The sequence below is a fragment of the Pseudofrankia inefficax genome, assembly GCF_000166135.1.
Classification (GTDB): Bacteria; Actinomycetota; Actinomycetes; order Frankiales; family Frankiaceae; genus Pseudofrankia; species Pseudofrankia inefficax.
This window is the reverse complement of record NC_014666.1, coordinates 678,711-704,715: the sequence shown is the minus strand read 5'-3', so window position 1 is coordinate 704,715 and position 26,005 is coordinate 678,711. Positions and strand designations below refer to the sequence as shown.

Annotated in this window: 20 protein-coding genes and 1 tRNA gene; 7 read left to right on the top strand and 14 right to left on the bottom strand. The window is 72.4% G+C overall.

The features are described 5' to 3' along the window. Positions 1–307 precede the first annotated feature (307 nt). Positions 308–1,963: an FAD-dependent oxidoreductase gene (locus tag FRAEUI1C_RS02790; protein WP_013421762.1), complete on the top strand. Its 1,656-nt coding sequence runs from the start codon at positions 308–310 to the stop codon at positions 1,961–1,963. Between the two features lie 188 nt (positions 1,964–2,151). Here the strand turns inward: FRAEUI1C_RS02790 and FRAEUI1C_RS02785 are convergent, their stop codons facing one another. Continuing rightward, positions 2,152–2,322: a hypothetical protein gene (locus tag FRAEUI1C_RS02785; protein ID WP_013421761.1), complete on the bottom strand. Its 171-nt coding sequence runs from the start codon at positions 2,320–2,322 to the stop codon at positions 2,152–2,154. A gap of 211 nt (positions 2,323–2,533) precedes the next feature. Next, positions 2,534–3,814, bottom strand: a complete 1,281-nt coding sequence (locus FRAEUI1C_RS02780; protein ID WP_013421760.1) for an MFS transporter — start codon at positions 3,812–3,814, stop codon at positions 2,534–2,536. Between the two features lie 129 nt (positions 3,815–3,943). On the opposite strand from FRAEUI1C_RS02780, the gene FRAEUI1C_RS42130 reads away from it, so the two are divergent. Continuing rightward, complete coding sequence (locus tag FRAEUI1C_RS42130; protein WP_198318696.1) at positions 3,944–4,093, top strand: hypothetical protein; 150 nt, start codon at positions 3,944–3,946, stop codon at positions 4,091–4,093. A gap of 130 nt (positions 4,094–4,223) precedes the next feature. Here FRAEUI1C_RS42130 and FRAEUI1C_RS02775 read toward each other — a convergent pair whose 3' ends face one another. Continuing rightward, positions 4,224–4,868, bottom strand: coding sequence for a TetR/AcrR family transcriptional regulator (locus tag FRAEUI1C_RS02775; RefSeq protein ID WP_013421759.1), 645 nt, complete (start codon positions 4,866–4,868; stop codon positions 4,224–4,226). 484 nt (positions 4,869–5,352) lie between these two features. Between FRAEUI1C_RS02775 and FRAEUI1C_RS02770 the strand changes: the two genes are divergently transcribed. The 3 genes from FRAEUI1C_RS02770 (at position 5,353) to FRAEUI1C_RS02760 (ending at position 10,566) form a co-directional block, all read left to right on the top strand. Beyond that, positions 5,353–6,939 (top strand): FMN-binding glutamate synthase family protein, encoded by a 1,587-nt coding sequence (locus FRAEUI1C_RS02770; RefSeq protein WP_013421758.1) that lies wholly within the window; start codon positions 5,353–5,355, stop codon positions 6,937–6,939. 163 nt (positions 6,940–7,102) lie between these two features. After that, positions 7,103–9,640, top strand: a complete 2,538-nt coding sequence (locus FRAEUI1C_RS02765; protein WP_013421757.1) for a PKD domain-containing protein — start codon at positions 7,103–7,105, stop codon at positions 9,638–9,640. Positions 9,641–9,768: 128 nt separating this feature from the next. Then, a complete protein-coding gene (locus tag FRAEUI1C_RS02760) occupies positions 9,769–10,566 on the top strand; it encodes an alpha/beta hydrolase (RefSeq protein ID WP_013421756.1) in 798 nt (265 codons plus the stop codon). 24 nt (positions 10,567–10,590) lie between these two features. Here FRAEUI1C_RS02760 and FRAEUI1C_RS02755 read toward each other — a convergent pair whose 3' ends face one another. From FRAEUI1C_RS02755 to FRAEUI1C_RS37345, 4 genes are all read right to left on the bottom strand, one after another. Then, the gene (locus tag FRAEUI1C_RS02755) at positions 10,591–13,332 is read right to left on the bottom strand and encodes an ATP-binding protein (RefSeq protein WP_013421755.1); all 2,742 of its coding nucleotides are present in this window, start codon (positions 13,330–13,332) and stop codon (positions 10,591–10,593) included. A 962-nt stretch (positions 13,333–14,294) separates the two neighbouring features. Continuing rightward, positions 14,295–15,548: a hypothetical protein gene (locus FRAEUI1C_RS02750; RefSeq protein WP_013421754.1), complete on the bottom strand. Its 1,254-nt coding sequence runs from the start codon at positions 15,546–15,548 to the stop codon at positions 14,295–14,297. Beyond that, on the bottom strand, positions 15,545–16,129 hold the full coding sequence (locus FRAEUI1C_RS02745; RefSeq protein WP_013421753.1) for a SigE family RNA polymerase sigma factor: 585 nt from the start codon (positions 16,127–16,129) through the stop codon (positions 15,545–15,547). The genes FRAEUI1C_RS02750 and FRAEUI1C_RS02745 overlap by 4 nt, the downstream gene beginning before the upstream one ends. Before the next feature lie 66 nt (positions 16,130–16,195). Continuing rightward, entirely contained in the window at positions 16,196–16,441 is a 246-nt protein-coding gene (locus tag FRAEUI1C_RS37345) for a diguanylate cyclase (protein ID WP_368411155.1), read from the bottom strand. Between the two features lie 1,706 nt (positions 16,442–18,147). Here FRAEUI1C_RS37345 and FRAEUI1C_RS40715 point away from each other — a divergent pair. Together FRAEUI1C_RS40715 and FRAEUI1C_RS40710 are read left to right on the top strand one after the other, a co-directional pair. Further along, positions 18,148–18,531 (top strand): hypothetical protein, encoded by a 384-nt coding sequence (locus FRAEUI1C_RS40715; protein WP_041258747.1) that lies wholly within the window; start codon positions 18,148–18,150, stop codon positions 18,529–18,531. Further along, positions 18,528–19,166: a tyrosine-type recombinase/integrase gene (locus tag FRAEUI1C_RS40710; protein WP_232425277.1), complete on the top strand. Its 639-nt coding sequence runs from the start codon at positions 18,528–18,530 to the stop codon at positions 19,164–19,166. Before FRAEUI1C_RS40715 ends, FRAEUI1C_RS40710 begins: the two co-directional genes overlap by 4 nt. Here the strand turns inward: FRAEUI1C_RS40710 and FRAEUI1C_RS02730 are convergent. From FRAEUI1C_RS02730 to glp, 7 genes are all read right to left on the bottom strand, one after another. Beyond that, positions 19,158–19,231: transfer RNA gene (locus tag FRAEUI1C_RS02730), tRNA-Ala, on the bottom strand. The genes FRAEUI1C_RS40710 and FRAEUI1C_RS02730 overlap by 9 nt on opposite strands. Before the next feature lie 77 nt (positions 19,232–19,308). Continuing rightward, on the bottom strand, positions 19,309–19,923 hold the full coding sequence (locus FRAEUI1C_RS02725) for a hypothetical protein (RefSeq protein WP_013421751.1): 615 nt from the start codon (positions 19,921–19,923) through the stop codon (positions 19,309–19,311). A 936-nt stretch (positions 19,924–20,859) separates the two neighbouring features. Further along, on the bottom strand, positions 20,860–22,218 hold the full coding sequence (locus FRAEUI1C_RS02720) for a SepX/GlpR family protein (RefSeq protein ID WP_013421750.1): 1,359 nt from the start codon (positions 22,216–22,218) through the stop codon (positions 20,860–20,862). 547 nt (positions 22,219–22,765) lie between these two features. Then, positions 22,766–23,404, bottom strand: coding sequence for a GNAT family N-acetyltransferase (locus FRAEUI1C_RS02715; RefSeq protein WP_013421749.1), 639 nt, complete (start codon positions 23,402–23,404; stop codon positions 22,766–22,768). Further along, positions 23,401–23,952, bottom strand: coding sequence for a MogA/MoaB family molybdenum cofactor biosynthesis protein (locus FRAEUI1C_RS02710; RefSeq protein ID WP_013421748.1), 552 nt, complete (start codon positions 23,950–23,952; stop codon positions 23,401–23,403). Before FRAEUI1C_RS02710 ends, FRAEUI1C_RS02715 begins: the two co-directional genes overlap by 4 nt. Continuing rightward, complete coding sequence (moaC, locus tag FRAEUI1C_RS02705; protein ID WP_013421747.1) at positions 23,949–24,533, bottom strand: cyclic pyranopterin monophosphate synthase MoaC; 585 nt, start codon at positions 24,531–24,533, stop codon at positions 23,949–23,951. The genes FRAEUI1C_RS02710 and moaC overlap by 4 nt, the downstream gene beginning before the upstream one ends. Further along, positions 24,534–25,826 (bottom strand): molybdotransferase-like divisome protein Glp, encoded by a 1,293-nt coding sequence (gene glp, locus FRAEUI1C_RS02700; protein ID WP_013421746.1) that lies wholly within the window; start codon positions 25,824–25,826, stop codon positions 24,534–24,536. Positions 25,827–26,005: the final 179 nt, after the last annotated feature.

Here is a 26,005-nt window from a genome sequence, read left to right as displayed (position 1 = left end):
AAACGGCAGGCTCCGGTGATGTTGCCGATAAGGTTGCCGGACTGTGGTCCCAGGTCCGAAGGACCATCGACTGACACCTTTGGGCGCCCCCGTGGACCGCTCGGTACCCACGGCGGGCCGGATCCGACCCGGCCGGTCGGCCGCTTCCCCGCGTCGCGGCCGGACCCCGGAGACGATCTACGCGCAAGGTGCCGAGGTACCACGCGCCGGCGCCGGTCCTCGACGCAGGGCAGCCGGGCCGGGGTACGGGTAACCGCATCGGCCGCACATCTTGACCGGTCGGTACAGGAAACCGAGAATCCGGGGCATGAGCGCACAAGTGTGGGACGAGGTCTTCGACGTCGTCGTAGTGGGAAGCGGCGCGGGTGCCCTCACCTCGGCACTGCTCGCCGCCGATGGTGGCGCGAGCGTCTGCGTCGTCGAGAAGTCCGAGTACATCGGCGGGACGACGGCGGCCTCCGGCGGGGACATGTGGATCCCGTGCAACCGGCACATCGCCGACCAGGACACCCGCGAGGAGGCGATCGACTACGTCACCCGCCTCTCCGACGGCCGTGCCTACGACCCGCACCTCATCGAGGTCTATGTCGACACCGCCGCGGAGGCACTGGACTACCTGGAGACCCACACCGGGCTCGTGACCCGTGCGCACAAGGGGCTGCCCGACTACTACGCCGTCGTTCCCGGCCGCATCCCCGGCACGAAGGACGTCCCGCGGTCGGTCTCCTGCCAGCCCTACCCGGCGGTGGCCGAGCTCGGTGCCGAGTGGGCCGCGCGGGTGAACCCCAGCCCCTGGGTGAAGCCGCCGGAGGTGGCCTACGCCGAGGCGATCGAGGTGGTCCCCCGCGAGGAGCTGCTGCGCCGCCGCGCCGAGGGGTACCGGGCCAAGGGCGGTGGCCTCGTCGCCCCGCTGCTGAAGGCGCTGCTCGACCGCGGTGTCTCGGTTCGCTGGTCCACCCCGGGGCGCGACCTGGTGACGAACGAGGCCGGTGGCGTCATCGGCGTCGTCGCCGGCGAGGACGGTGCGCTCCAGCGGCTCGGGGCGCGCAAGGGTGTCGTCCTCGCCACCGGCGGGTTCGAGTGGAACGAGGACATGGTGAAGACCTTCCTCGGCTACGACGTGAAGCCGTGCACCCCGTGGACCAACACCGGGGACGGCCACCGGATGGCGATGCGCGCCGGGGCGAAGCTCGGCCTGATGACGTCCTTCTTCAGCTACGGCGTCATGCACGACCCCTGGGAGATCGGCCGCGACGGCAACCCGCTGCCGCAGATGGAGATGGGCCTCGGCGCGGGGACGATCATCGTAAACCAGCAGGGCAAGCGCTTCATGCACGGCGGCTACACGTACAACGACTTCTCGCACCCCTTCAACTTCTTCGACCAGCGCAACCCGGGCTTCACGAACAAGGCCCCCGGCTGGTGCGTCTTCGGCGCGGCGAAGTGGGAGGGGAAGGGCGTCTTCGGCGGCCACGTCGTCGACGGCGTCATCGTCGGGCCGAACGGCCAGCCCGCTCCGTCCTGGCTCCTCGTGGCCAACAGCATCCGCGAGCTCGCCGAGAAGATGGGCGTCGACCCGGACACCCTCGAGGAGACCGTGGCCCGCTACAACGAGTTCGCGGAGAAGGGCGAGGACCCCGACTGGGGCGACCCCCAGCAGGTCCGCTCCGCCACCGGCCCCGACACCACGAGCCTCAAGCCGGTTCTCGGGCCGATCTACGGCGCGATCCTGCAGTGGCCGGGGACGCTGGGCACGAGCGGCGGTCCGAAGATCGACGCCGACGCCCGCGTGCTGGGCACCGAGACGCCGATCATCGACGGCCTCTACGCCGCGGGCAACACCGCGGCGTCCGTCCTCGGCGGGACCTACCCTGGCGGCGGCTCCTGCGTCGGCCCCAGCATGGTGATGGGGTACCGGGCCGGCCGCCACGCCGCCGCCCAGCCCACGCGCGACATCAACTGACCTCAGCGGACCTGATCGCCGTTTCGGCCCTGGCGTGGTTGTGATCCAGGCTCGATCGCAACCACCCGAGGGCCGAAACGGCAATCATTAGCCGGGCGAACTCTCGCGCTCGAGACGCGGGCCTGCTGTTCGCCAATTACCAGACGGGAGTCTTTGAAGCTCGACTTTCGCCCGCGGCTACGTCGGAGTTACCAGCGATACCAGCGGCCCCTGCTACCGGTGCTGCTGCCAGAACGCAGGACGAAACCGAGGATCCAGGCCACGAAGACCACCAGGGCGACAATCCACAGAGCGTGGACGGCGAAACCCAGACCACCGAACAGCAGCGCGACGATCAGGATCGCGATAATAAGCGGCATTACGAGCCTCCCGTGAAGATGATAATGGCGCCCTACCCGGGAGTTCCGACCTCAAACCGAGTCGCCGACGGCCTGGGCGTGACGACTCTCGGAGGTGGGACGGAAAGCGACCGGCCCGCCGCACCAGGCCGTCATTGACGCGATGGGAAGGCCGGGTTTATTCGCCCAAAATCGGGTACGCGCGGCCGTGGTGGTATCGAGCGCGCCTGCGTTATCCGGTTTCGCCCGAGACGCTGGCGACCTGCGGCTGGCGACCTTCCGTCGGCAGCTCCGGACCGGACACCCGTCCAAAGCTGTCCGGCCGGCGCAGCAGCAGCGGGCTGGCGAGGATGAGCACCCCCGCGGCCGTCAGCGCCGTACGTGGGCTGGTCGCGTCAGCGAGCAGCCCGCCGAGGGCGGTGAACAGGGCGATGGAAAGACCACTGCTGATCGACCAGGCGGACAGGGTCCGGGCGATCCGGTCTTTCGGGGTGTGTTCGAGCCGGTAGGTCGCGAGCACCGGGCTGAACAGGCTCATGTTGACGATGATGGCGAACTCGACGGCGATCACGGTCACGAGGCCGAGCATGCCCGGGCGGATGAAGGCAAGGCCGATGAGCCAGACGGCTCGCAGCATGCCGGCCGTGCGCAGGACCCGGGCCTGGCCGTAGCGGGTGACCACCCGGCGGGCCAGGCGTGAGCCAACCAGGCCGCCGACGCACGGGACGGCGAACGCGAGACCGTACTGCCAGGGCGGGAACCCGAGCTGGCCGAGCAGCAGCACCGCCAACAGCGGCTCGGTGGCCATGATCAACCCGTTGACGAGCACGGTGTTGGCGTAGAGCGCCCGCAGCCCGGGATGGGCCAGGATGTACCGCCAGCCGTCCAGCAGGTCACCGGCCCGCATCCGGCTGCTCTCGGTTCGCCGCGGGCGTTCCTCCCGGCCACGAATCGCGGTGATCCCCAGCGCGGAGAGCAGATAGCTGAGCGCGTCGGCGACCACGCTGACAACCGGTCCGAACACTCCGATGGCCGCCCCGCCCAGCGGTGGCCCGACGGCGATCGAGCTCCAGGTCGTCGACTCGAACCGCGCGTTCGCCACCAGCAGATCCCGCGGCTGGACGAGGGCCTTCACGTAGGCCCCGGCGGCGGCATTGAACGCGATCTTGGCCGCCGCGACCACGGCCGAGACCACCAGCAGCTGGGCGAAGCTGAGCCGGCCGAACGCATAGGCGACCGGGATCGTCATCAGGGCGGCGAACCGGGCCAGGTCCATCGAGATCATCACGGGCCGCCTGCGGCGATACTCGACCCACGGCCCGAGCGGCAGCGCGATCAGGGCGCCCATGGCCGGTCCGACCGCGGACAGCGCGGACACCTTGGCCGGGCCGGCTCGCAGCACCAGCACGGCGATCAGCGGAAACGCTCCCAGCGCCAGCCCCGACCCATAGGCGCTGACGGCGTAGGCCGCCCACAGCCAGCCGAACCGCCGACCCAGGGACCGTCGCGCCACCAAGGCTCCAACCTTCGCTGGTACAACCCGTCGTTGATCAACCCGATCCAAGCAAGCCGGCGAAAAGCGAGCAAACAACCGAACTCTCGGCGAGCCACAACCTGTTGTTGGGTCAGTAGGTTCCGACGCGTGGATCTCGACGCCGTGCGCACGTTCGTCGCGGCCGCCTTCGGGCTCACGATCGACATGGTCGGGCCCGTGTTCGGCAACGAGGCCTTCCTGGACGAGATCGCCGACTCCGCCGAACTGGCGACCCTGCTCGGCGCGAACTCGCGGTAGCTGTGGCCGGACAGCTATGACCTGCGGCGCATACCGGTGCGCGACCCGGCCCCGGTCTACCCGCTGTCACTGATCTGGCGCGGCGACAATCCGCACCCCGCGCTCGCCAGCGTCCGCGCCTACCTCGACCTCAGACGAACCGACGCGTCCGACACCGCGATCCGGCTGCCGCCGGCTCCTCCGGACCATCCGCCCGATCCTGATCATCGACCGGCGTGGACGGCCCGAACAGGCCGTCGAGGATCGTCGTGACGATGCGCCGCAGTGCCGCGCCGTGGTCGAGGCCGACAGGCACCGCGTCAACCGCCGTATTGATCATCGCCATGACCAGCGCCAGGTCCGCCGGCTCGGCGTCGGGACGCAGCTCGCCGTCGGCCTGGGCCTGGCGGAACGGCGGCGTCAGCGCCTCGATCAGCGCCTCGGTGTACTGAAGCTGCTCCCGGACCGGTAGCTCCAGCATGAGCGCGACCAGCGGGCGCATGGACGCCTGCGTCGAGAACACCATCCCGAGAATGTCCCGGAAGGGGCAGCGGTCGTCCCCGTCCGCGCGGACGACCTCCCGCAGCGCTTCGAGGTTCTGGGCCGCCACGGCGACGGCGAGCGCGTGCCGGTCGGGAAAGTGGCGGTAGACGGTCGCCCGTCCGAGCCCGGCCCGGCGGGCGATCTCGTCGAGCGGTACCGCGTCGGAACCGTCCGCGAACGCCCCGTCGGCGACCCGGAGGATCGTCTCCCGGTTACGGCGGGCGTCATCGCGCCGCGCCGTCAGTGTCGCCACCCTCGCTGCGAGAACACATAACCAGAGTACTCAGCTAAGTGAGATTCGCACCCCGCCCTCTGTCTCGTTTCGTCTCTTACGCTCCGGGGCGCCGCGCTCCTGTGCTATGCGACGGGCGCGCCTTGTCGACCATGCTCATCGCGGTCTCCTGTGGGTGAGTGCTCCGAAAAATGAATTCGGCGCCCGTAAAGGTCCAGGCTGTCTTCAGATTTGGCAAGATCCGGCACCGGTTACCGGTGATACGCGCCGGCCGGGCCGGGGTGCCCGCCCCGTCGTCCCTCCGGATCCTCACCTTGCCTCGGTCCGCGCCGGCTAAATCCGATCATCGCGGCGCGTTCTGCCCTGGCCACCCGGCGTGGCGGGATCGATTCCCAGTGGCGATGTGGTCGGAACGTTGGTGCTTGGAGTGGGTTTGGGCTCGATTTTGCGGGAAGGTGGCGACTGGCGCCGACGCCCGCATGCGTGGCCTGGATGGAGGAACTCGATGTTCAGGCCGGCAACGCTCGGCTCGCTGACCCTGCTGACGGCGGGTGGGGTGGCGATCGGGCTCACGGTGGGGTGGGCCGGCTGGGTCCTGGCCGGGGTGGCGGCGGCCCTCACCGTCGTCGCGGTCCATGACCTGGCGCAGCGGCGGCACGCGATCCTGCGGAACTACCCGGTCCTCGGCCATGCGCGTTTCCTGCTGGAAGGCATCCGCCCGGAGATCCAGCAGTACTTCATCGAGCGGAACTACGACGGGCGGCCGTACGACCGGGATGTCCGGACGGTCATCTACGAGCGGGCCAAAGGCATCCACGGGGAGCAGGCCTTCGGGACGGAACGCGACGTCGGCGCGGTCGGCTACGAGTACCTCCTGCACTCGACGGTCCCCCTGGCGGTGCCGGACGGCGCGCAGCCCCGGGTCCGGATCGGCGGCCCGGACTGCACGGTGCCCTACGACATGGCGCTGCTGAACGTCTCGGCGATGAGCTTCGGGGCGCTGTCCGCGAACGCGGTGCTCGCGTTGAACCACGGGGCGGCCCGCGGCGGCTTCGCCCAGGACACCGGGGAGGGTGGCCTCACCGAATACCACCTGCGCGGCGGCGCGGACCTCGTCTGGGAGATCGGCAGCGGCTATTTCGGCGCCCGGACCAAGGACGGCGACTTCGATCCGGACCTGTTCGCGGACAAGGCGGCCAACCCGGCCGTGCGGATGGTTGAGCTGAAGCTGAGCCAGGGCGCCAAGCCCGGTATCGGCGGGGTCCTGCCCGCGGCCAAGGTGACGGCGGAGATCGCCGACGCTCGCGGCGTTCCCCGGGGTGAGAAGTGCGTCAGCCCCTCGTCGCACCGGGTCTTCGGCACGCCCCGGGAACTCGTGCTGTTCATCGCCCGGATGCGCCAGCTCGCGGGCGGCAAGCCGGCCGGGTTCAAGCTGTGCGTCGGCTCGCGCCGGGAACTGCTCGCGATCTGCAAGGCGATGCTCGCCGAAGGGGTCACGCCCGACTTCATCGTGGTGGACGGTTCGGAAGGCGGGACGGGCGCGGCGCCGCTGGAGTACGAGGACCATGTCGGCACACCGCTGACCGAAGGCCTGATCGCCGTCCACAACGCCCTGGTTGGGGTGGGCCTGCGGTCCCAGATCCGCGTCGGGGCGAGCGGCAAGGTCGCGACGGGAACCGACATCGTCAAACGGCTCGCGCAGGGCGCCGACTACACGAACGCGGCGCGGGCGATGATGATGGCGATCGGCTGCATCCAGGCGCAGCGGTGCCACACGAACCTGTGCCCGGTCGGCGTCGCGACCCAGGACCAGGCCCGCGCCAAGGCGATCGACGTCCCGGACAAGAGCGAACGGGTCCGGCGCTACCAGGAGGCGACCGTCGCGCAGGCGGCACAGATCATCGCGTCGATGGGATGCCCCGGCCCCGACGCCCTGCGCCCGGCGCACATCATGCGCCGGGTCGATCATGTGACGACCCGCAGCTACGCCGAGCTGTACACCTGGCTGGAGCCCGGCCAGCTCCTCGCCGAGCCGCCGGCGGACTGGGCCACCGACTGGGCCGCCGCCGATCCCGACCGCTTCCACGGCTGACCGCCACCCACACCCCGACGGGTCGCCCGCTCCACCAGGAGGCGGCCTCCGGGCGGTCGGCTGGCCGACTTCACTCTTGCGCCGGAACCGATTCGTACTGCGACAATGGCCCCACGGCGGCGGCATCGAGAGCGGGCCGTGGACCAACGGGAGCGACGGCACCGTGAGCGGCACAAGTGGGCTGGGCGCGTCGCGGGTTCGCCACGCGGCCGGCCCCGCTCTCCGCTGGGCGCCGCGGCTGCTGCTGGCCGTCCTGGTTCTCGCCGGAGCATGCGCCGTCATCGCGGGGAACGGCGCGGGGGCCGCGGCCCGCTCCGTCAGCCTGGAGGACAGCGCGGCCTGGCTCCTGTCGCCGACGATCGGCGAGACCGAGCTGGTCGACGGGAATACCGGCGCCGTCATCACCCGCGTGACGCTGGGCGCCGGGCAGCTCGCGGGAGCCCAGTCGGGCGCCGACGAGGTCGTCGCCGACACCGGCGGCGGCACCGTCCGCCGCGTCGACGGTGCCACCTACCGCGTCTCGGCAGCGGTCAGGCCGGGTCGGCCGGGTGAGCCGCTGACCGTCTACCCGACGAAGAGCACTCTGTTCATCGCGAACCGGACGACCGGCCTCGTCACGGCCGCCGACCCGGAGCGACTCACGACCCGTTACACGGCGTCGTTGTCCGCCAGAATGCCGGTCGGCGGCGTCGCCGCGGACGGCAACACCGGCCTGTGGGCGATCGACGCCACCACGGGCGATCTCGCCCACGTCGGGCCGTCGGGCACCACGATCCGGCGCCACGCCGTCGACCCGGCCCACACCCAGCTCGTCACCGCCGCCGGGCGAGCGGTGGCCGTCGACCTCACCGCGGGGCGCGCCGTCACGATCACAGCCTCCGGGGGTGGCGGTCCCGCTGCCTGCGTCGACACGGCCGTCGGTGACACCACGGTGTCCGTCGTCCCCGCGACCAGCGCGGAGCAGGTCTACGTCACGTCCGGCCAGCGCGGTGTGCTGCTCATCAGCGACCTGGCCACCGGGCGCTGCGGTCGTGCGATCGACCTCGGCGTCGCCGGCCACCGGCTGGGCCAGGCGGTCGAGACCGCGCGGCGCCTCTTCGTCCCCGACTACACGACCGGCCAGGTGATCGTCGCCGACCTGGCGAGCGGACGGGTCATCGCTAGCCCGACCGTGCTGCCGCCCGGCACCCTGTTCGAGCTGGCCTCGCAGGGCTCGATCACGTTCTTCAACGACCCGTCGACCGCGCGCGCCGGCATCATCTCCCTGGACGGCACCGTCCGGGCCGTCCAGAAGTACGACGCGGCCAACCCCGGCTCGTCCGCGGGCGGCCACAGCGGTTCGAGCGGCCCGAGCGGCGGGTCGGACCCGCTTACCGCCGCGGATGTCAGTGGTCCCACCGGACCCGTGACACCGGGGCCGACGCCGACGCCGACGACCCCGGTCACCGGCCGGTCGAGCGTCCAGCCCTCGAACGGCCCGGCCACCGTCGGAGGCTCGCTGCAAACGGCCGTCCCACTCGATGGCCGGACGCCGGCCGCCGCGGCTCCCGGCGCGCGCATCGAGGTCTCGGCTCCGCGGGCGAGGATGGCGGACCCGCTCACCCTGCACGCGGTGCTAGTCGGAGCGAACGGCCAGGTGTCGGACGCCCGGATCACCAGCACCGCCTGGACGTTCGGCGACGGTGCCACCGGTGGCGGCGTGCGGGTGAGCCACGCGTGGGCTGCGGCCGGCACCTACCAGGTCGGCGCGGCCATCCGGCTGCGGGACGGGACGTCGACCGCCGCCTCGACCGTCATCACGATCACCGCCCAGGCGCCGCCGATCACCGGCCCGTCGACGACTCCCGTGTCACCGCCGCCGTCGTCGAGGCCAACGACGCCGCCGACGACTCCGGCCGCGAAACCGAAGGCCGCCCTTTTCGCGCAGCAGTCCACCCCGTCGTCGGGTCAGCAGGTACCGCTGGAGGTCGCCGCGGACGCGACCGGTTCCAGCGGCTCCGGAGCGTTGCGATACACGTTCGACTTCGGCGACGGCACGGCCGCCGTCGGCCCGCAGGCTGGCGTCACCGCCAGACACGACTACGCCGCGACCGGCACCTACCCGGTTCGCCTGACCGTCACCGATGCCACCGGGGCGACGGACGCGGTCGAGGAATCGGTCCTCGTCGCGCCGGCGGGCGCCGCCTGGGTCGACGTACGCCCGGATTCGGGCCAAGGCCCTCCGCTCACCGCGACCGCGGACGCCTCCGCCTCCAGCGGCACCGGGACCCTGCACTACACGTTCAGCTTCGGCGACGGCTCGGCCTCGGTCGGCCCGCAGACGGGCGCGACCGTCACCCACACCTACACCGCGCCCGGCCAGTACGCGCTGAGCGTGACGGTGACGGACGCGGTCGGCGGCAAGTACGTCAACTCGTCGGACGTCGTGGTCGACCCCGTCTGGACGGTGACTCCCTCGTCGGGTCCCGCTCCGCTCACGGTCGAGGCCCAGGTCGTCGCCAGCCAGGCCGGCGCGACCTACGACTGGGGATTCGGCGACGGAACCCCCGGCACCGGCTGGCAGACCGCGCCCACGGCGACGCACACGTACACGGCGCCGGGCACCTACCAGGTCTTCCTGGAGTTCCAGTACGCCTCCGGCGCCTTCGGAACCCGAACGATGAACGTGACCGTGACCGGCCCCGCCGCGGCCCCGGGGTGACCGCCGGCGCCGTCGATGCGGTCATCTGACGTACGCGACCACCGCCCGTCCTGCCCTACCGTTCCGGTCAGAAGACGTCCCGGACTCCACAACCGGATTCGGACGTCCAGCCGCTAAGGAGCGCCCGCATGGCAACCCCCACTCCCGTGATCTTCATCCATGGGCTCTGGCTGCACGCCTCGTCCTGGGGCCCCTGGATTGACCTGTTCCGCACCGCCGGCTACGACCCCTCGGCCCCCGGCTGGCCCGGCGACCCCGACACGGTGGACGAGGCCAGGGCCGACTCGCAGGCCATGGCCGGCCACGGCATCGACGACGTCGTCGCCCACTACGCGGAGATCATCTCGCACCTGCCGGTGAAGCCGATCCTGGTCGGGCACTCGTTCGGCGGGATGATCGCCCAGCGCCTGCTCGGCCAGGATCTCGCCGCCGCGGCGGTCGCGATCGATGCCGCCCAGATCAAGGGCGTGCTGCCGCTGCCGCTCTCGGCGCTGCGCGCGACCCTGCCGGTGTTCAAGAACCCGAGCAACAGGAACAAGACCGTCCCGCTGACGGCGGAGCAGTTCCGGTACGCCTTCGGGAACACCATTCCCGAGGACGAGTCCCAGCAGCTGTTCGACACCTGGGTCATCCCGGCGCCCGGCAAGCCCCTGTTCGAGGCCGCCGCGGCCAACTTCGACCCCCACTCGCCGGCGGCGGTCAACACCAAGAACGAGGGCCGCGGCCCGCTCCTGCTGATCGCCGGAGGGAAGGACCACACCGTTCCGGAGGTGGTCACCCGGGCCACCCTGAAGCAGTACCGCCACTCCAGCGCGGTCACCGACATCCTCGACTTCGCCGACCGTGGGCACTCGCTGACGATCGACCACGGCTGGCGCGACGTCGCGGACGCGTCGCTGGACTGGCTGCGCAAGCAGGGGCTGTAACGCCCAGGGTCGTAACGCCCCAGGTCAGGCGGGCGGCTCCAGCGCGGCGCGCAGCGCGGATCGTGAGGTGACCCCGAGCTTGGGGAAGATCCGATGCAGATGCGAGCTGACGGTCCGGTGCGAGACGTAGAGCCGCTGGGCGATCTCCTTGTTGGTCAGGTTCTGGGCGACCATCTGGGCGATCTGCAGCTCGCGGGCGCTGAGCTGGTCACGCGCGTCGGGGGCACGGCCACGGCTCACCTCGCCGGAGGCCCTCAGCTCCTGGCGCGCGCGCTCGCTCCAGGGCACGGCGCCGAGTGCGTCGAACGTCTCGCGCGCGGTGCGCAGCGGCGCGCGCGAGTCGGCGGCCCGGCGCTGCCGGCGCAGCCAGGCGCCATAGGCGAGCTGCGCGCGAGCGCGGGCGAACGGCCACGGGACCAGCTCGGCGTTCTGGGCGGCGAGGAAAAGAGGCTCGGCATCGGCGTCGGCGGCCAGCAGGGCACGCGCGTAGCGCAGATCGATGTGCAGCGCGGCCGCCGGCGTCGCCCGGGCGATCTCCTCCATCTCGGCCACGACGGGGCGCACCGCGTCGCCGTTCCCGCTGTACACGGCGGCCTCGACGAGTTCCCCGACCCCGTGGCAGCGCAGCCCCGCGTGGTAGGCCGGATCGGCTGGGTCGTGCATCCGGCGCAGCTGCTCGTAGGCGTAGTCGTGCCGGCCGTCGCCCAGGGCGGCGAGACCACGGGCGAGCTGCACGGTCGCGAGCACCGGGTGGGCGTCGACAGGGATGGCCACCCGCTCGGCCTCGGCCGCCACCTCCTCCAGCCGGTCCTCGTCACCGCGCACCGCCGCGAGCAGCGCCGCCGCGGACTGCGCCGTCGCGTACATCAGCGGCTGCGCGGTCTCCTGGGCGAGCAGGCTGGCCTCCTCGGCCGCGGGGATCGCCACGCCCAGGTCGACCAGGCGGACCGCGCTCCACGCCTGCGCCCCGAGGGCTCTCGCCAGCAGGCCCAGCCGGCCCTGGGCCCGCAGCTCGGGGAGCGCGGCGGTGCAGAACTGCAGGGAGAGATCCCAGGCCCCGACCAACAGGGCCGCGTCGCCCAGCATCCGAGCCGTCTGGGCGTCGCCGTTCCAGGACGCCGCCGACCTGCGCATCCGGTCGATCACGACCGCGCCCCGCTCGATCGGAGCGGCGAACGCGAAGATCGCCAACAGCTGCGCGTCGAGCTCGTCGACCGGCAGCGCCTCCGCCGCGGCGATGACCCGCGCCGACGCCTCGGGACCGGGCTGAGCCCAGAAACACCGCAGGGCCGCGCCCCACAGCAGCCGCAGCGCGAGAGCGACGTCTCCGTCCGCCGCGACCCGCGTCGCGGCCTCGGCGAGCACCACCGCGCCGTCGTTCGCGTCGCGGATGCCGTCGTCGAAGCCACCGCCGATCAGCATCCGCCGGGCCCGGTGCCGTTCGGAGAGCTCGTCGGGCCCGGCCTCGTGCAACAGCCGGACGACGACGTCAGGGCGCCCCAGCTCGACCGCGCACTCCGCCGCCCGCAGCATCCGTTCGCGCCGGTGGCCGGGATCCTCACTGAGCCGGCCCGCATGCTCCAGCGCCGCGACGGCCTCGGTCGTCGCGCCACGCCGTTGGGCCCGGGTCGCCACGGCCTCCAGCTCGGCAGCGATGACCTCGTCCGGGCCGAGGCTGGCCGCCGCCGCGTGCCAGACACCGCGGTCGGAGTCCTCGGCGAGGACCCGCGCCAACGCGGCGTGCACCCGCTGCCGCTGCCCGATGGTCGAGCGCTGGCGAATCGCTGAGCGCATGAGCGGGTGCCGGAACCGCAGCCTCTCCCCGGTCGTGTCGACGAGGTGGACGGCCAGCGCGGGCGCCAGATCGTCCAGGCTGAGCTGCTCGCCGGCGACGACCGTGCCGGCGGCCAGGGTCTCCGCCAGGGTGTCGCCGTCGTTGAGCGCGGCCACGAGCAGCAGCGTGCGGGTGGCGACGGACAGCCCGGACACCCGTTCGGCGAAGGCCCGCTCCAGCCGGGTCGTCAGCGGCAGCCACGCCGGCAACGCCTCGGCGCTGCCCGTCCCCGCGACGGTCACGGGGAGTTCGACCAGGGCGAGCGGGTTGCCGCCCGCCTCCCCCAGAATCCGAGCCCTGACCGGCGGGCGCAGATCCGGAAACCGGGAGTCCAGCAGGGTCGCCGAGGCCGCGTCGTCCAGCCGTTTCAGCGACAGCTCGGGCAGGCCGGTGTTGTCCATCGAGCTCTCGAAGCCGTCCCGCACCGCGGCCAGCAGCATGATCGGCTCGAAGGCCAGCCGGCGCGCCACGAAGAGAAGCACGTCGGCACTCGCGCGGTCCAGCCAGTGGGCGTCCTCGACGATCAGCAGGACCGGCGCGCGGGCGGCCGCCACCGCCGCCAGGTTCAGCGTCGCCAGCGCGATGAGGAAGAAGTCCGAGGCTCCGGCCTCGCCCGTCGCGAACGCCGCGAGGATCGCCTCACTCTGCGGCCCAGGCAGCTCGTCGACGTACGGGAGCAGCGGGCGCAGCAGCCGATGCAGCCCGGCGAAGGCCAGCTGCACCTCCGACTCGGCGCCCGCCGTCGTCAGGACCCGCATCCCGCCCGCTGCGGCGATCCGGCCCGCTTCGGTCAGCAAGGCCGACTTGCCGATTCCGGCCTCGCCCCGCACCAGCATCGCGCCGCCCTGATCACGGATGCGCTCAAGCAGGCCAGCGAGGAGCTCCGTCTCGGGCTCACGGCCTACCAGCGCCACTGGTGCGGTGGCCGACATGCCCGCATTCTCTCCTGGCTCGCCGGGCCGAGGCAGCAGGTCCCCCACAATCCCACAGCCGAGTGGGACAGCGCCCGGACGATGACCTCCGGTCGGCCACCGACGAGCCGCCCGTACGCCTCTTCAGCGCTTCGGCGGCACCCTGGGCCCGCGCGACAGCCGACTCCGTACCGAGAGGCCCGCCGGGCGGCGGGCCGGTCGAGTCGTCCTTCGAACGCGCCACGTCGATCCGCACCTGGCTCGACGCAGGCACCGCTGCCGCAACTATCCGGGCGCCAACTCGCTCCGGCGGGCCTCTCGGCGTTCGCCACCCGCGGTGATCGCCGTTTGCGCCCTCCGATGGTTGTATCCGTGGCCGGTCCACGACCATGAGAGGGCCTAAACGGAGATCATGGCCGGAGGCTGGGCACCGAGCACCTGATCAACGCTCAGCGCCCACCCAGGCGACGCCGACCGGTCAGACCCACGCAGCCACGACCACACCAACCCACCACGCCGCTGGACCCCTTAACGCGCACAGCAAAACGCCGCCCGGGGTTCACCCGAACGGCGCGCCTTCTCCAGGGGACCAAAACAGCCAAGATCATGATTCAAACTTGGCAACTCTGGTGGACCTGATTGACCACAATGCGAACCGCTACCCGATTCTGCCGGGCCCGGTGATCAGCGTCGCCGGTGCCGTCGGCGGGACCGCGACCTGCACAGACACGGCACCAGCCCGCTGATCGCTGAGCCGCGCCCTGCGCGGCGGTCCAGCACCGCCGCGAGACGAGTGGCCGGCGACGCGGTTCCGCGCGGCGGGTCGCAGTGATCAACCGTCTGGCGTCGCATAGCGGTCCGGTAGGCCGGCCAGTCCGCGCGAATCGCCCGGTCTGGCGCGCCCGCAGGACATCGGCGGCCGGCCGCTCGATCTCTGCGCAGCCGACGAGCCAGCATCCCTCGCCCCTGTCCTGGTCCGGCCGCTATGGGTTGGTGGGGCAGGTGACGACGCCGACCAGTGCGCCGCAGAAGGACGCCCGGCCGACCTTCCACCCGCGCGATGTGAGCGTGAAACGGATCGTGGCGTCGATCATTCCCGGCGGGGTGGTATTCGGCGGCACGGTCGCGGGGGCCAGCTCCTCCTTCGTAGTCCCCCCGATCCACACCCCGGACAGCTGGGCCTCGGTGTCAGACAGGAACACGACCACAGACTGCGGCATGCGCGGGTCCGGCTGGCTGCCCGCCGGGGCGGGGCCGACGCCCGCGAAGGAGACCGCATGCAGCGCGTCAGGTCTCGTGCGCAGGGCCGCGCCGATCCCGTCGAGTACCGCTTGCGGGTCGTCGACCGCGTCGGCCATCGCGACCCCGCTGGCACCATCGAACGCGGCGCTGGCCGAGGCTGCCATCGCCGCGACCGCGCTGGCCTTGTCGGTGGGACCCGACGGGCGCGGGCCGACCGACAGGTTGTCGGCGATCCGGCGCACGACGGTCTCGTCCGGCCCGAGGACCTGGACGAAGACATGGTCCGTCGCTTTCCCACCGGTGCCGGCGGGGAAGTCGACGGTCCAGGTCAGGCTGCCCCCGGCGTTGCCCGGCGACCTCGAGCTGGCCCACACTGCGATGTGTCCGCGAACCGTGGTCGTCTGTTCTGTCGATGTGTCGGCTTTGACGCTGGGCACGTTCCCGCCGTTGGCCACCGCCCGGATCACGAGTAGCGAGTATCCGCCGCTCGCCGCGCTGCCGGAATCCGAGCGAGCGCGGATTGCGGCAGGCGTGGCCCATTCAGCGCTCTCCATGTTCATCGCCTCACCTGGCGTGGCGATGCCTCCGATCTGGATCCCGGCGCTGAGGAAGTCGCGGTAGAGCTGTACCTCGCCCGGAAGCCAGCCGACCCGCACGCCATAGAACGTCGGGGCGACCATGTCCGGCACGCTGGCGGGGACCACCTGGTCCCCGTGGCCGCGCAGCGCCCTTGGCAGCGTGGCCGCGCCCACGGTCACCAGCAGGACGGCCGCGGCGACCACCGCCGTGGCAACCCAGCGCCGCCGCGGCGACCTCGCGGCGGGTGCTGTCCGGAGCCGTGGGTCGTCGCCGGCACCTGCGCGGGCGAGCAGACTCGATCCGGCCGTCGCGGGCAGTTCGATGTCCAGGGCCTGCGCCGCAAGTGCGGCCCGAAGCCATGTCGCGAACCCGTCGTCCACCGGTGGAGCTGTCGTGGGCCGATGCTCGCCGCTCATGCCGAGGCCTCTCTTACCTGGTCAGGACCTACTACCCCGCCCATCCGATCCGCTACGGTCGACGCTCCGAGCAGTTCCCGCAGCCGCGACATGCCCCGGGCGGCGTGGGTCTTCACCGATCCGGGGCGGCAGCCGAGCTGTGCCGCTATCTCCGCTTCGGTCAGGTCGTCGAAGTAGCGCAGCACGATCACTGCCCGCTGCCGGGGCGGGAGCTGGCGCAGGGCGCCAAGCAGGTCATGTCGGTCACCCACCACGCCCGCCAGGTCACCCCTGCCCCCGGGGAGCGTCGGCCGTTCGACCGGGCTGTCGGAAAGGTCGACGAGGTCCTCACGGGAACGGCGGTAACCGCGCCGCCGGTTCGTCGCCGCGTTCACCAAAGCGCGCCGGGTATAGGCCTCCGGCTCGTCGACCTTCACCCAACGGCCGTAGGCACGCAGCAGCACGTCCTGCAGCAGGTCTTCACCGGCCTGCCGGTCACCGGCCAGGTACACCGCGGTCCGCAGTAGCGCCGTGCCCCGCTCCGCCACGAACTCCTCGAACGACCGATCGTCACGGCGCGCCTGTGCGCCACCGTCCGGCATGGATGTCCTCCCTCCGCCGATCTGTCCCCAATTAGGACACCGGCGACCGGACGGTGGTGGACACGCTTACGGAAGACCCTCGACGGTTCGGGTCCGTCCGGGGCACCGCGGTCGCGAGCCGCTCAGCGACACGGACCGGCCCCTCGGGGCTGGCGCCGCCCAGCAGGACGGCGAACCGTCGCCACCGGGACGCGCAATCGTGTCGGTGGCACAGGCGCCCTCCCGCAGCCGAGCCGCACCGATCTTCAGGAGTTCGTCGCCAGCCACGTGCCCAAACGCGTCGTTGACCCGTTTGAAGCGATCAAGGTCCACGAACAGGACGGAGCCGGCAGGCTGGCGACCGGGCGGTGCACCATCGCCCGTCCGCTCGCCGTCCGCATCTACCAACCGCCGAAGGCGCCGGGTGAACAGAACTCAGCCGAGTCGGCGCACGCTGGGCCACCAGCTGCCCGTTCCCAGCCGCTCCGACCGGACGAGGGAGAAGATCAATACCACTCGCCGGTCAGCGGGGCGCGAAAGTTCCAGGGGCGAATCACGATCAACGTCCTACCTGCACTTTTCGATCCTACGATCTGCGCAAATCCAGGTGAACAGGTGTAGCCGTACCGCTGTAGAAAGCACAAGACCACAGCTCGCGGATTCGACAATGATCAGGGGTGGAGGTGAGGGGACTCGAAACCCCTGGCCTCCTCCGTGCGAGTTGGCCCATGTGGCGCTCGGCGTGATAGAGCCGCAGTATCCACCGCACGATTCCCGCCGTCGGAGGTCGTCAGACACCCGCGGTCGCGCCCCGTCAGGGTAGTCCGGGGATCGTCGTGCACGGATTCGTTCACGCTGGCATCGTGATACATCCTGGCGCGCGAGGGCGAGCCGTGGGCGATCCTGGCCGTGTGCGCCGGGGTACGGCCTACACGGCCCGGTGGCGGGATGCGCTGACGGAGCGGCCGACGCAGCCACTACAGATCCTCAAAATTACGCGACTTGTTCGCGAACCACCAAGCGTAGCGGACGGATGCACCTTATCGGCGCTTGTTCGCCTCGCGAGCTGCGGGCACCCGAAATCGCTTGCCTAGCGAAGCGACCGAAAAGACTGGACGAGCTAATCACATCGGCCCGAACAGATCGCCATTTCCCCTCTTCGCGTACCATGAAGCAACAGAGGACGGATGCGTTTCATCGTGACACACACCCGTAAGCCGGCCCTGGAAGTCGAAATGCCCAGAGTACCGTCCTCGCGCCCCATTGGACCAGGAGATCAAGAAGACGGCCTCGCTATCACTCGCCCTGGCGTCGCTAAGCGTGCCATTGCCGCTAAGCTTTTCATGGGCAGTCGCGCCGTAGTCAAACGTTCCATCCGGATTCTCGTCAGGGACATTCATGTCCACTATGTGCCCGCTAGTCTGGACTATCTGCCAGTTTCCCCTGACATCGAAAGGCATAAATTGTCTCCTTACGGGTATCAACTGCTACTGGTCGGCCGCCCTCTTCCTCAAGTTACTCCCTACACCATCCATGCGCATCCGGGGCGGAAGGGAACCACGCTGCGACAAGGTCATTAATGGTGTGTCGGCTAGCGTCAATTCCATACGCTGTCGACCTTGAACGCTGGGACGGATCTTCCTCCACGCATTGGGCGGGCTGCGCCCCATGGAAATCCCGGCTACCGAAGGCGGCCCACCGAACCGGGCTGTCAAAGGCAGGCCGAGCTGGCTTCCTCCGTCGGTCGGGCGGGCTCTGCCCTACCCCGGGTTCCTCGGCCGGGCAAGGGCCGCCCGCCCCACTGGACCCGAGGCCGATCTACCGGCCCTTGACCGATCGGAGGTTCCGGGGTAGCGCTCGGGCGCCCGACCGGCGGAGGGGGCCAGCGAACCCAACCATCACAAACACCTGATCGACCACGAAAATCCGGCTACCTCCGGAGGGAATGCCGGGGTCCGAGGGACGGAGCCCCCGGCGCACCCCAAACAACTCGGCCGCAGGACGGTCCTGACGAGTGGTGCGCGGCGACGGCCGACTCGGTGCGGCCCAAAACGCCGGCGAAGTACCGGCTGTGCAAGGACGCCTACGTGGTCCCGGTGATCGGCGAGACGGCGTTGCAGGACCTGACGCCGGTCCGGCTGAACCTGCTCTACGGGCACCTGCTCAAACAGGGCCGGGTACGCCGCCGCGCCAAGCAGGCCCCGGGCCTCTCGCCCGCGACGGTCGCGACCGTGCACCGGGTGCTGCGCCAGGCCCTCGGGGACGCGGTGCGGTGGGGCTACCTGCCGCGCAACGTCGCCGAGGAGGCCCAGCCCCCGTCGGTCGGCCGCCGCGCGGCGACGGTCTGCACGCCGGAGCAGCTACGGGCGTTCGTCGCCCACATCCGCGGGGACGGCTCTACGCGCTCTACCTGCTCGCGGTGACGACCGGGATGCGTCGCGGCGAGCTCGTCGGCCTGCGCCGCCAGGACGTCGACCTGGCCGCCGGCACGGTCGTACCGAACGTCCCGCGGATCGTGGTCGACGGGCAGACGGCGACCTCGGGCACGACGACCGAGAACGGGCTACGCCCGCGCGCGCTGGACCCGGTGACGCTGGCCGCGCCGCGCACCCACATCGAACGGTGGGAGAAGAATCGTGCCGACGTCGGGCACACCAACGAGCTGCTGTTCTGCCACCCGGACGGAACCGACATTCACCCGGACTCGGTCACCGACTGGATCCAGAAGCGCGTCAGGGCCGCTGGCCTACCGGTGACCCGGCTGCACGACGTCCGGCACAGCTACGCCACCGCAGCGCTGAAGTCCGGCGTTCACCCCAAGGTCGTCAGCGAGCGGCCCGGACACGCCGATGTCGGCTTCACGCTGCGGATCTACAGCCATGTCATCCCGGGGATGGACGAGGCGGCAGCTGGTCCGGTGGCCGGGGTCATTTTCGGCCCGGACCCGGGGGGAGGAGAAAAACCCGCTGTGCACGAATCTGTGCACGAAATGGAAACGTCGCCACTGGAACGTGGCGACGATGAGGGCCAAAGCCCACGCAATCAGGGGTGGAGGTGAGGGGACTCGAACCCCTGGCCTCCTCCGTGCGAGGGAGGCGCTCTACCAGGCTGAGCTACACCCCCTGAAGCACTTCGCAGCTTACAGGACGGGCAAGGGGGTGTGGGGCCGGGGCGGACTGGGATTTTCCAGGGCGCACCGGTCAGGATCTGGCCTGGTCGGCCCCCGCGGCGACGGTCGGCCGGGCCGAGGCGGCGACGCGCGCGGACGGGACCGCCGCCCCCTTGCGCGGGGCGGCCTCAGCCGCCGACAGCGAGGCCGGCGACAGCCGGAGGCCGCCGGCAGTGGCCACCGACGGGCGCCAGCGGTCAAGCTCAGGTTCGGCCGCGGCGAGCAGCGTCGCGAAGATCTCGGCCGCGGCGGGGGCACGGAGCAGGCCGGCCTCGTGGCCGCGCCAGCCATGCTCCCGGGAGCCGTCGAAGACCAGCTGGTGGTCAGGAAGGTCCTCGGCGCCGGTGAAGACGATCCTGGTCCCGGCGGGCAGGCCGGCACCGGGGTCGGCCGCCTGGCGCAGCGGGCGGTGCTCCCAGAGCTCCAGGGCCTCCTCGGGGATGACGTGCCGGTCGCGCAGCGGCACCTGCCAGGCCGGGCGGCCGGGCCGGTAGAGCCCGAGGCGCACGTGGACGCCGCGGCAGCGCAGGTGCAGACCCCAGCCGTCCGGACGCACGGCGCGCAGTTCCACCGGTACGGCGGTGCTGGCCGGGCAGAGCAGGTATCCGTCGTTCCGCAGCCGGCCAAGCCAGGCTTCGAACGTCACGGCGACTGCCTTTCGATGGTGGGTGGGCGACCACGGCTGCCCCCGGTCCCGGGACTCGGCTCCGGGGCGGCCGGCACCTCGCCCGCGGCCGGGCCACGTCACCGAACGGCTCGGGCAACGCCGCGACGGGCCCAGCAGCGGGGCTCGCGGGAAGGACCGGGCTTTCGGCTCGACGTGACGACGGCCCAGGGCGTGCCTGGCTCGGGCCGGAACGACTCCGATCCGGCTGCCCGGCCCGCGGGACGGGTAGGGCGCGCGGAACGGGGGTGGTCTACGTCAGATGCTTCGAAACCCCTCGCGCCCCGCCGGATCAGCCCCTGGAGGGGGCCGGCGGCGCTAGGACGGCGCCGCGGCGGTGATCAGAGCGCGGGCGTCAGCGGACGCGAGGGCGTCGACAACGACAACACCGCGGACAGGGCGCGCTGGCCACGGCGCCGAGTGGCGCGAGGCTGGGCCGCACACGGTGGGTCACGGCTCCATTATGCACAGCCGCCGCTGCCGCCTCCCGACGGGACGCCCGCGCCGCGCCTGCCACGAACCACCCGAGCCGCCACGAAACACCCAGGTCCAGGAGCTGCCCGGGACCGGGACGCCGGATACGTCCGGATCGCCGGCGGCCCTGGGCGCCTCCCCGGTCACAGCCCGCACCCGAACGCGACGCTCCTCACAGGCGGCCCCGGCGATCGCGGAGGCCAGCAGCCGACGAGGCCGGCCGCGGCCCAAGACCAGCAAGATCGCGGTTTTGGCCCTGAGATGGTCGTGACGAAGGCGTTTCCACGACCACCCCAGGGCTCAAACGGCGATCATGGCCGGCGCGGTGGCCCGCGCGCCGCGGGACCGGGCGCCGCGCGCCGACTTCCCGATCCAGACGACGATCACGCCAACGGGCCGACCTTGGCGGGCCCGGCGCTGGCCCGACGATGCGGCGGGACGCGGCTAGTTGCCCACGGCCGGGCGCAGGAGGCGGACCGCCGCGACTTCGGCGTCGGTCGGTGTGCCGTCCTGCGCGGTCCCGGGCTCGGCTGGTGGGGTCGCCGCCGGCGCGGCCGCCGCGGGCTGCGGGGGCGCGGTGAGGCCGCCGTGGGTGCCAGGCGGGTTGACCTGGACCCGGCCGGGCCGCGACGTCGGCGGGCGGACGGTCGGCCGACCGGTCGGCCTGGCCGCCGTCACCCGCACGTTGTTGGTGTACCCGTCGTCCACCGCGGCGGGCTCCGGGGCGACGGGCAACGCCGGCGACGGGGTCGCGATCTCGACGGTCTCGGCCCGCGCGGTGGCCAGCTCCTCCGAGGACAGCGGGGCCGCGTGGTCGTCGGAGAGGCGGACGGGCGCGTACTCGGGAGACGCCGCGGCCCGGCCTCCCGCCGACACGTGTGGCCGGCCCGCGGGCCCCGCGGTGGCGGGGTCCGCCGGGCGGCCCTGGCGGACCGCGGCCGGCGGCGTCGCCCGGGCCGGGCTGGCCGCTGTCCGAGCGCCGGGGACCCCGGCCGTGCCGTGCGCCGGGCCAGCCCAGTTCGAGCGGCGGGCGGCGCGATCCGCGGCGATCCGACGGTCACGGGCGGCCCGCGACGCGGCCAGCCGGCGTTCGGTCCGCGCGGAGCGGCGCAGGTGCGCGACGTAGGCGCCGAGGCCGACGTCGACGAGGGCCTGCACGACGATCCACATCCCGGCCAGCCCGATGGCCAGGCCGACGGTGACCGGCACGGCGGCGAGCAGCACGTACAGCCGCTGCCGGCGCAGCCGCAGCAGGGCATGGCGCTCCGGGTCGACGGGCCGGGACGGCGGCACCGGCCTGGCCGCGCCGACGGGGACCGTGTGCGCCGTCTCGTCCTGCTCCCCCCGCGCGTCGCGGGCCACGGCCTGAGACCGGGTGGCCGGGCGCGCGGGGACAGCGCCGCGGCTGGGTACCGGGACGTCGGCGCGGGTAGGCACCGCCGGGCCAGCCGTCACGCGGCCCGCCGTGGGCCCGCTCGGGTCGCCGGCCGGGCGAGATGCCGTCGCCTGACGTCCGTCGGGGGCGTCGTCCGCGGCGGCGGGCCGCGTCTGCAGCTCCATCGTCGATTCGAGGTCGTCGGCGTCGTCCGCCTCGTCGTCCTCGTCGGCCAACCCGTCGCCGAGGTCGGTCTCTGGGTGCCGTTCCGGCTGGGCACGGCCGCCGCGGCGAGAAAGTACCCGCATCGCGGTAGAGAAGCGATCGGCCGATCGCTGCTCAAGCGCGCCGTCGTGGCGCCGTAGCCACATCGGGATGAGAACGAATCCCCAAACGCCGACGATGGCGAGCCAGATAAGGGCGCTCACGGGGAGATCACCGGGTCCCGGCCGCCGTTCCCGGCGGCATCGGCCCCGGGCACGTCACGGGCAACGCCGGTCAGCGGCACCTGGCCCGCGGCCGGAGCTCCGGCCGCCACCCACGAACCGTGCCGGCGTCGAAAATGCGACGCCGAACGCGCACGGAGCGCGGGAGTGCCGGCCATGTGCCGCCGCCTTCCTCGTCTGTCAGACGTCTGCGCGAGACCCGTCACCGGTGGGGCCACCGGGTCTCCGTCGAACCAACCGACCTGCCGGCTTGTCCTGCCGGCCTGGAGGTGGTGGGTTTCCGATTTCGAGCTTGACGCTAGTGAGGGAAAACCGTCCGGTCACCGACCACAAGACCGCGTGTCGCGCAACAGCGACTCCTGTCAAGCACTCCGTGGTGTCCGGACGCTCAACCAGGGCCGCGTCACCTGGCGTTTGACCGGGCGGGAAGCGAAGGTGCCGGCCGACGCCGGCCACGACGTTCAGCGGACCTCCGCCGGCTCAATTCGGCGGCTCACTCCGCGTTGCTACGCCGTCCGGGAACCCTTGGCTACGGCCGTCTTTCGACGGAGCGAGTCGCGTGCCAGCGATGCAGTAGCCCCTCGGGGACATCCTCGGTGGTGAGCGCGTAGCCAACGTGGTCGCGGTACTGGCCGTCGATGGCGAGGTAACGGCGGTGCATGCCTTCTTCGCGGAAGCCGAGCTTCTCCAGCACGCGGCGGCTCGCGGCGTTCTCGGGCCGCACGTTCGCCTCCAGCCGGTGCAGGCCCGCCGGGCCGAAACAGTGGTCGACGACGAGTGCGAGCGCGGTCGGCGTGATACCCCGGCCCGCGTGCCCCTGGTCGACCCAGTAGCCGACATGGCCGCTGTTGAAGGCGCCGCGCACGATGGTCGACACGGTGATCTGCCCGACCAGCGCGCCGCCGTAGACGGTCGCGAACGGCAGCGCCGAGCCGGACCTGGCCGCCCGGCGCAGGCCACGCAGCATCTGGCTGTAGACACCGAGGGTCTGGCGCTGTGCCCAGCCGACCCGGATCCCGGTCATCCCCGGTGGGGTGGCCTCCCAGGGCGCGAGCCAGTCCCCGTTGCGCCGCCGCACGTCCACCCACGCCGGCCCGTCGCGCATCCGCAGCGGGCGGACCGCGACCGGCCCGTCGGCCAGCCGCGCGGGCCAGCCGGGCGGGTTCACTGGCTCGGGTCCGGCCGCCGGGATTGGGGGCCGGGGCCGTCCGACGGCCGATGGTCGCCGCCGCGAAGCTGGTCGAGGGCATGGCCGACGACCGCGCCGAGCACGCCGAGACCGTCGCGCACCCCGCCGGTCGAGCCGGGCAGGTTCACCACCAGCGCCCGGCCGACGACGCCCGCCCGGCCGCGCGAGAGCATCGCCGTGGGCACCTTGTCCCGGCCCGCGGCCCGCAGCGCCTCGGCGAGGCCTGGAACGTCCCGCTCGACGACCTCGGCCGTCGCCTCCGGCGTGACGTCGCGGGGGGCCAGTCCCGTGCCACCGGTCGTCACGACGAGATCCGCGCCGGCGGACAGGGCCGCGCGCAGCGCCGCGACGATCCGGCCCCGCTCGTCGGGCACCACGACCGGGCCGTCGACGGCGAAGCCGAGCTCGACGAGCCCGGCCGCGAGCAACGGTCCGGAGCGGTCCGCGTACGTGCCCGCGGACGCCCGGTCGGAGACGGTGACGACGCTGGCCCGCGCGCCAGTCGGCACCTGTGCCGGCCCGGTCACCCAGTCTCCTCCCGAAGGTCGCCCGACCTCCCGTTGGCCGGCGCGGCGCCATTCTCCCCGGCCGGCCCACGGTCCGCGGCCGGCCCACCGTGCCCGGCCGCCTCGTCGCGACGCCAGTCTCCGCTGCGGCCGCCCGACTTGGCCAACAGCCGGACGCCGGTGAGCTCCGCGGCCGGATCCACCGCCTTCACCATGTCGTGCATCGTCAGGCCGGCGACCGCGACGGCCGTCAGTGCCTCCATCTCGACGCCGGTGCGCCCGGTGGTCCGCACGGTCGCGACGATGTCGACCGCGTCGTCGGCCACGGTCAGCTCGACGCTCACCCCGGAGATCGGCAGCGGGTGGCACAGCGGCACCAGGTCGGAGGTTCGCTTGGCGCCCATGATCCCGGCGATCCGGGCGGTGCCCAGCGCGTCCCCCTTGGGCATCCCCGCACCGCGCAGCAGCTCGACCACGGCGGGGCTGACCAGCAGCCGGCCGCCGGCGGTGGCCACCCGCTGGGTGACGTCCTTCGCCGACACGTCGACCATGCGGGCGGCGCCGGTCTCGTCGACGTGGGTCAGCCGCGCGGGGGCGTCCATCTAGACGTTCGCCTCCAGCGGGGCCACGGCGCCCGCGGGCACGGCGTCGACCACCGGGCCGGCGAGCAGCTCGTCGGCCGGGTCGGCCGCGAGCAGGATGGCGGTCAGCTGGTCGCCGGGCTCGACGACGGTCACGTCCTCGGGGACGACGAGCAGCGCGTTCGCGCCGGCGGCGGCGGACAGGTGATGGGAGCCCTGCCCACCGGCCGACTGGGCGACGAGCCCACCGTCGGCGCCACGGCCCACCAGCACCCGCAGGAACGAGCGCTTCGCCGGCGGCGAGGTGAGCCGCTCGGCCACGGTGACGACCGGCCGGGGCCGGTCCGGGCCGGTGAGGCCGCGCATCCGGCGCAACGCCGGCCGGACGAACAGCTCGAACGAGACCAGCGCGCTCACCGGGTTGCCCGGCAGCGTGAAGACGGCGACGCCGTCGATGACACCGAAGCCCTGCGGCTGGCCGGGCTGCATGGCGATCCGCTCGAACCGGACCTCGCCGGTCGCGGCGAGCACCTCCTTGACGACGTCGTGCGCGCCGACACTCACCCCGCCGGTCGTCACGACCGCGTCCACCTCGGGCAGGATCGCCCGCAGCGCGGCCTCGAACTGGGCCGGGTCGTCGGGCACGCCGGTCAGCCGCCGCACCTCGCAGCCGGCCTCGCGGGCCGCCGCGGCGACCGCGTGGCTGTTCGAGTCGACGATCTGGCCGGGGCCGACGGCGTTGCCGACGGCGACCAGCTCGCTGCCGGTCGACAGCACGGCGACGCGGGGCCGCGGGCGCACCGGCGGCCGGGCGACGTTGATCGCGGCGAGCAGGCCGATCTGCGTGGACCCGAGCACGCTGCCGGCCGGGAGCACCAGGCTGCCGGGGGTGACGTCCTCGCCGGCCCGGCGGATGTGCAGGCCGCGCCGGGCCGCCCGGTGCACGGCGACCGTCTCGGTGCCGCCATCGGTCCATTCGAGCTGAATGACCGTGTCCGCGCCGGGCGGGAAGGGGGCGCCCGTCATGATCCGCACGGCGGTTCCCGGGGCGACCAGGTCCGGAAGCGCGGCACCCGCGGCGATCTCGCCGGTGACCGGAAGCAGGACCGGCGACTCAGGACTGGCCTGCTCGACGTCCGCGGCGCGCACCGCGTAACCATCCATCGCCGAGTTGTCGAAACCGGGGAGCGCGATTGTCGCGCGAACATCGGTGGCCAGGGCGCAACCATGCGCGGCCGCCAGCGGAAGGCGCCGTGCGGGCAGTACCCCGACGGATTCCAGAATGTCCGAAATATGCTCGTCGACCGTTTTCATCGGCGCTTGCCCCGCTCCCTGAAGAACCACGGAACTTCGTGGCTGGCCTGGGCGACCGGCCTCTCTCGCGGCGTCCGTCACAAGGCACGACCGGCCGGCCGCGCGGTGCGCTGGCGGTCCGAACGATCACACATCACAGACTGTCGCATGTCCCAGACATCGGAGCGTTCCGGCCGGCA